Below are 260 nucleotides of genomic sequence, written 5' to 3' on the forward strand. Positions count from 1 at the left end.
TCGCGACGACCGAGTCAGCGCCATCGAGCTCCGTCACGTCATCCGACTTCAGGTGGGTCCCGTTCAGTTCGCCCGCGCGACCGCCACCTTGGGCGTAAGGGCGACGGTGGAGCGACTCGCGATCAGTTTCTCGTAGAGCGCGCGCAACTCGTTTCCGTGTCCTTTGAACGGCGCGTTCCCGATCCCGGTGAACACCTCCCAGATGACGGCGGTCGGGATACGGGTCGGAACGACCTGCTCGTCGAGGTCAGCCGCCGACG

General features: G+C 65.8%; 1 protein-coding gene. It reads right to left on the reverse strand.

Going from position 1 to position 260, the window contains the following annotated elements; all coding sequences use genetic code 11:
* Positions 1–63: 63 nt before the first annotated feature.
* On the reverse strand, positions 64–260 hold a 197-nt coding region (locus HKX41_12090; protein NNC24875.1), incomplete at its 5' end, for a hypothetical protein.

Source organism: Salifodinibacter halophilus (assembly GCA_012999515.1).
GTDB classification, from domain to species: Bacteria; Pseudomonadota; Gammaproteobacteria; order Nevskiales; family Salinisphaeraceae; genus Salifodinibacter; species Salifodinibacter halophilus.